Here is a 4,710-nt window from a genome sequence, read left to right as displayed (position 1 = left end):
CACCTCCGGCGTGAATGCATTATGCGCCTTCACCATACGTGGACGCGCCCTACTAGCCAGCGCCGGCTACGAAGGAATCCATGTTTGGGACCCGTTTACTGGCGAACTTTATCGCACCATCGAGGACCGAATCACTGGCCCAGGCACGGTATGCGCTGTTAATTCTCGTGGGCGCGTCTTACTCGCCACCACCAACGGTAATTCCCTGTTTGAAGCACTCGCCGACTTGGGCGGCACCATACCTGTGAATGTCTGGGACGTAGAAACCGGCGAACACCAAGGGGTCAGCGAAGGCCCTCTAAACGAACAAACACTCAGGATACCAGCAGTATGTGCCTTTACGTCTAATGGTCGCACCTTACTCGCCACCGTAAGCAGATCCGCAGATGTGAGGATCTGGGACCTCGATACCAGAAAACTCGTACGCACCCTAGTAGGCCACAGCGCTTGGGTGGGAGCGATTTGCTCCTATACCTCCAATGGCCGCACCCTTCTCGCCACCGCCAGTGACGATGGAACGATCCGAACATGGGACCCCGATGCGAGTAAGCGTCATCGTGCTCATGAATACCACAGCGATTGGGTGCGGACAATCTGTTCCTATACCGAGCACGGCCACACCCTACTCGCCACCGCTGGCGACGATTTGACCATACGAATCTGGGACGCCGACACCGGCAATGGCCGAACGGTAATCTCCAGCCCTGGATGGGCCTATGCTCGGGGAATACTTGTTCAGGAAGACCTGCGCATCAATGATGTTTGCGCATTCGATTCAAATGGGCGTACGCTCCTCGCCGCCGGCTATGACGACTATAGAGTTCGCATCTTTGACTCCAACACCGGCCATGTCCTTCATACTTTAAAAGGTCATAAAGGAGGAGTAAAGGCAGTATGTGCTATCAACGTGCACGGCCGCACTCTCCTCGCTTCCGCTGCCGGGGATACTACCGTGCGCGTTTGGGACGCCGATACAGGCCAGCACGAACACACTCTCAAAGATCCCAGCGGTTTATGGGGCAAAATGACGGCGTTCCTCCTGAGGGATACCACTACACAGACACTTTGCGCTTATTTCTCCCATGACCGCGTCATGCTCGCCACCACTACCGCGGATAGAAAGGTGGCTATCTGGGACCCTAGTACCGGCTTGCTACAGCGGACCCTCGCAGGCCATGAGGAGTGGGTACAAGCGGTATGCGCCTTCACCCTCGGCGGCCGGACACTGCTCGCCACGGCCAGCAATAGGACCATCCACATTTGGGACGCAGACACTGGCAGAAAGCAACATAAGCTTGAAGGCCACACAGCTTGGGTGACGGCGGTATGTGCCTTCACCCTCAACGGCCGACCTTTACTCGCCACGGCCAGCAACGACAAGACCATCCGCGTTTGGGACCCGCAGACGGGCGCAGTTCACCGCGTCATTCCAGTGCAACATGTGCCGACCGCGCTTACATGGGTGCAGGGCAGGCTCGCCGTGGCCTTGTGGACTGGGCTGCTTGTTCTCCAGCCGCTGACCACAGGATCCACGACCCCAGCCTGATCGGATACGTCCAGAACACCGCGGCAACGGTCTGGCACCTCGCCGCTCGCGGGACGTCACTACGACATTCGACGTACACGCCTTCCGACCTGGCGCAACGCTGGAGTCCCCCTGGATCAGGTAGCCGAGTGAGCTGGAACAGCGTGGAGTTCTTTCTCCTATGACGGCGGCCATGGAAAGCTCCCCGTAGGCGGCCAGATACCGCCCCACTGATGGCCGCCGGGTTCCCCGTGGACGGCCAGATATCTCCCGCTCCTTCCGTATCTGTCCCGGTCGGCGACAGTCGAGCGGGTGAAGAGCAGCAGGGAGATCATGGAGATTCTCGAGGCGTATGACCTCACCGGCAGTTACCGGGCCGCGGCCGAGCTGGCCGGGTGTGACCACCACACGGTGGCCCGTTATGTGAAGATGCGCGCGGCCGGGCAGGCCCCCGAGCAGCGCAAGCACCGGGAACGGGCGATCGATGCCTACCTGCCGAAGATCGAGGAGCTGGTGGTCCGCTCGCGGGGGAAGATCCGCGCGGATGTGGTGCACAAGCGGATCGTCGCGATGGGATTCACCGGCGGTGAGCGCACCACCCGGCGGACCGTGGCCGAGGCCAAAGCGCAGTATCGGCTGGGCCGCCATCGCATCTACCGGCCGTGGGTGGTCGAGCCGGGGCTGTGACTGCAGTGGGACTGGGGCACCGGCCCGCTGATCGGCGGGCGGCAGACCACGTTGTGGTGCGCGTGGCTGGCCTGGTCGCGGTTCCGGGTGGTGATTCCGGTCTGGGACAAGACGCTGCCGACGATCGTCGCGTGCCTGGATACGACGCTGCGCCGGATCGGCGGGGTGCCGGCCTATGCGCTGACCGACAACGAAAAGACCGTCACAGCCGAGCACGTGGCCGGGATCGCGGTCCGCAACGCCGAGATCGTCGAGGTGGCCAAGCATTACGGGATGACGATCCGCACCTGTGTGCCGGCCGATCCCGAATCCAAGGGCGGCAGCGAGGCGACGGTGCGCATCGCCAAGGCCGACCTGGTGCCCACCGAGGTCAACCTGCTGGGCGAGTATCGGACGTTCGCGCAGTTGGAGACGGCCTGCCGGGAGTTCTGCCAGCAGGTCAACACGCGGGTGCACCGCCTGAGCCGGCGGGTGCCCGAGCAGATGCTGGCCGAGGAACGCGCCCGGCTGCACCCACTGCCGGCCTCTGCGTTCACCGCGGCGTTCGGCACGACCCGGCGGGTGAACTGGGACTGCACCATCTCGGTGGAGGGCGTGCGCTATTCGGTGCCGCATCGGTTGGTCGACACGCGGGTCTGGGCCCGCTTCCACGGCGATGAGCTCATCGTCACCGCCGTCGCCGACGATGGCACCGCTGGGGAGGTGGCCCGGCACCGGCGGGGCACCGCCGGGACGCCGGTGATCGACCCCGCCCACTACCCGCCCCGCCCGGACAAGGATGCCGACCGTATCCCCAAGGCCACCAATCCCGAGGAGGCGGCGTTCTTGATGCTCGGCCCCGGGGCCGCCTCCTGGCTGAGTGAGGCCGCCGCGGCGGGCACCCGCCGGATCCGGGCCAAGATGGCCGCGGCTGTCGCGCTGGCCAAGCTGCATTCGCCCAGTGCGGTCGACCGCGCTTTGGGCACCGCAGCCGTCAGCGGCCGCTTCGCCGAGGCCGATTTGTTGTCGATCCTGGACTACCAGGCACGCCGGGCCGGTGCTGAGCCCACCCGGCCGGGTGAGGACCACAGCCTGCAGCCGGGCACCTCCGCCTGGGCCGCTTTCGGCACCGGGGTTCCCGCCCATGTCGAGCCCGTCCTGCCCGCGCCCGCCGACCAGGAGGAGGATCTCATCTGATGGCCACCCCGTTGCGCACCGTTCCCGCCTCCGCCGGTGACCCGCTGGCCGAGGCGATCGAGCTGACCCGCCGGCTCAAGCTTCCCCATATCCGCCGGGCTCTGCCCGAGGTCGTGCCCACCGCCAAGGCGCAACGCTGGGACCCCGCCGAAGTGGTGCGCGTCCTGCTCGCCGAAGAGGCAGCCGGCCGGGACCGGGCCAATTTGGCCACCCGCCGCAAACGCGCCGCCTTCCCACCGGCAAGACCTTCAGCGACTGGGACGAGGTCGCATCCTCCATTCCCCGCCCCACCCGAGACGCCCTCAAGAGCCTGGAATGGGTGACCCGCCGCGAGAACCTGTGCATCTGCGGCCCCTCGGGCACCGGCAAGAGCCACTTCAGCGAAGCGCTGGGCCAGGCCGCCGTCGAGGCCGGACTGACGGTCGTCTGGTTCACCATCGAAGACCTCGGCGCCCTGGTCCGCCGCCACCGCGTCGATGACTCCATCGCCCGCGCCCTGGCCCGCATCATCCGCGCCGACCTGATCATCGTCGATGACATCGGCCTGCTCCCGGTCTCCCCGGACGCCGCCGAAGGCTTCTACCGCCTGGTCGACGCCGCCTATGAGCGGCGCAGCCTCGCCGTGTCCAGCAACCTGCACCCGTCCGGGTTCGACGAGATCATGCCCAAGACCCTGGCCACCGCCACGGTCGACCGGCTACTCCACCACGCCCACCTCGTGGTCACCCAGGGTGACAGCTTCCGGCTCACCCAGGCCACCTCCGGACAGGGGGTGAAGCCCTTCAGCTAACCCGATCAACACCGACGGTGGGGAGATAACTGGCCGCCGTCGGGGAGAACTTCGTGGCCGCCAGCGGGGAGATCTCAAGGCCGCCCACGGGGAGAACCAAATGGCCGTTGACACTCCTACGAGAAGTGCCTCATGGGCAGCTGTACCAGGTGCTGAAGCGTCGCCAGGAGAGTCACGGCAGCATGGAGACGATGGCATCCTCCTACCTGGCGCGCCCCATGTCACCGCTGGACAGGACGTCACCCCGGTTGGCCTGGTCGGCTACTTCTGGGAAATACCCCGGAGTGGCGAGGCCCGCTGGGACATCAACTACCGGGCCAGCTCGATCATCCCGGCCTGAGTGACCGCCCATGCGTGACGCCCTGCTGATCCTGCTCGCGGTCCTGGCCGCTTCGGCGGCTGGCCTGTGGGCCTGGCACCGCTACCACTTCCGCTCCTTCTGGCTGATCGTCGGCTTCGGAATGCTCAACGGCGTCTGAACCGAGCGAAACTGCTGGTCAGACGCCGTTTTGGCTGGTCGAGCGGAGAGCGG

Annotated in this window: 2 protein-coding genes and 2 pseudogenes; all 4 read left to right on the top strand. The window is 65.5% G+C overall.

Translation table 11 applies throughout. The features are described 5' to 3' along the window. A partial coding sequence (locus AAH991_RS39775; protein ID WP_346231131.1) for a WD40 repeat domain-containing protein occupies positions 1-1,546 on the top strand: 1,546 nt, incomplete at its 5' end. 291 nt (positions 1,547-1,837) lie between these two features. Next, positions 1,838-3,388, top strand: a pseudogene (gene istA / locus AAH991_RS39770) (IS21 family transposase). Next, positions 3,388-4,178 (top strand): annotated as a pseudogene (gene istB / locus AAH991_RS39765) (IS21-like element helper ATPase IstB). The pseudogenes istA and istB overlap by 1 nt, the downstream one beginning before the upstream one ends. A 350-nt stretch (positions 4,179-4,528) precedes the next feature. After that, positions 4,529-4,657 (top strand): hypothetical protein, encoded by a 129-nt coding sequence (locus tag AAH991_RS39760; protein ID WP_346231130.1) that lies wholly within the window; start codon positions 4,529-4,531, stop codon positions 4,655-4,657. Positions 4,658-4,710: the final 53 nt, after the last annotated feature.

Origin of the sequence: Microbispora sp. ZYX-F-249, assembly GCF_039649665.1 — a bacterium.
Lineage (GTDB): Bacteria > Actinomycetota > Actinomycetes > Streptosporangiales > Streptosporangiaceae > Microbispora > Microbispora maris.
This window is presented reverse-complemented; position numbering and strand designations above follow the sequence as displayed.

Excerpts from the sequence above, each read along its gene's own strand:
- AAH991_RS39760 (WP_346231130.1), top strand. The coding sequence starts at position 4,529 with ATGCGTGACGCCCTGCTGATCCTGCTCGCGGTCCTGGCCGCTTCGGCG.